The sequence below is a fragment of the Pseudomonas sp. FG86 genome, assembly GCF_057808775.1.
This window is the reverse complement of sequence record NZ_JBMDIS010000182.1, coordinates 1-1,584: the sequence shown is the minus strand read 5'-3', so window position 1 is coordinate 1,584 and position 1,584 is coordinate 1. Positions and strand designations below refer to the sequence as shown.

Here is a 1,584-nt window from a genome sequence, read left to right as displayed (position 1 = left end):
AACTCGTCATCAGCTCTCGGCCTTAAGATCCCGGATTTACCTAAGATCTCAGCCTACCACCTTAAACTTGGACAACCAACGCCAAGCTGGCCTAGCCTTCTCCGTCCCTCCATCGCAATAACCAGAAGTACAGGAATATTAACCTGTTTTCCATCGACTACGCTTTTCAGCCTCGCCTTAGGGACCGACTAACCCTGCGTCGATTAACGTTGCGCAGGAAACCTTGGTCTTTCGGCGTGGGTGTTTTTCACACCCATTGTCGTTACTCATGTCAGCATTCGCACTTCTGATACCTCCAGCAAGCTTCTCAACTCACCTTCACAGGCTTACAGAACGCTCCTCTACCGCATCACTTACGTGATACCCGTAGCTTCGGTGTATGGTTTGAGCCCCGTTACATCTTCCGCGCAGGCCGACTCGACTAGTGAGCTATTACGCTTTCTTTAAAGGGTGGCTGCTTCTAAGCCAACCTCCTAGCTGTCTAAGCCTTCCCACATCGTTTCCCACTTAACCATAACTTTGGGACCTTAGCTGACGGTCTGGGTTGTTTCCCTTTTCACGACGGACGTTAGCACCCGCCGTGTGTCTCCCATGCTCGGCACTTGTAGGTATTCGGAGTTTGCATCGGTTTGGTAAGTCGGGATGACCCCCTAGCCGAAACAGTGCTCTACCCCCTACAGTGATACATGAGGCGCTACCTAAATAGCTTTCGAGGAGAACCAGCTATCTCCGAGCTTGATTAGCCTTTCACTCCGATCCACAGGTCATCCGCTAACTTTTCAACGGTAGTCGGTTCGGTCCTCCAGTTAGTGTTACCCAACCTTCAACCTGCCCATGGATAGATCGCCCGGTTTCGGGTCTATTCCCAGCGACTAGACGCCCTATTAAGACTCGCTTTCGCTACGCCTCCCCTATTCGGTTAAGCTCGCCACTGAAAATAAGTCGCTGACCCATTATACAAAAGGTACGCAGTCACCCAACAAAGTGGGCTCCCACTGCTTGTACGCATACGGTTTCAGGATCTATTTCACTCCCCTCTCCGGGGTTCTTTTCGCCTTTCCCTCACGGTACTAGTTCACTATCGGTCAGTCAGTAGTATTTAGCCTTGGAGGATGGTCCCCCCATATTCAGACAAAGTTTCTCGTGCTCCGTCCTACTCGATTTCATGACTAAGAGATTTTCGCGTACAGGGCTATCACCCACTATGGCCGCACTTTCCAGAGCGTTCCGCTAATCTCAAAGCCACTTAAGGGCTAGTCCCCGTTCGCTCGCCACTACTAAGGGAATCTCGGTTGATTTCTTTTCCTCAGGGTACTTAGATGTTTCAGTTCCCCTGGTTCGCCCCTTACACCTATGTATTCAGTGTAAGGTAACCATCTTATGATGGCTGGGTTCCCCCATTCAGACATCTCCGGATCAAAGTCTGTTTGCCGACTCCCCGAAGCTTTTCGCAGGCTACCACGTCTTTCATCGCCTCTGACTGCCAAGGCATCCACCGTATGCGCTTCTTCACTTGACCATATAACCCCAAGCAATCTGGTTATACTGTGAAGACGACATTCGCCGAAAATTCGAATTTCTCAA

Annotated in this window: 1 rRNA gene; it reads right to left on the bottom strand. The window is 50.5% G+C overall.

From position 1 onward, the window contains the following. A 23S ribosomal RNA gene (locus tag ACODSV_RS36185) occupies positions 1-1,519 on the bottom strand; the annotation flags it as partial. Positions 1,520-1,584: the final 65 nt, after the last annotated feature.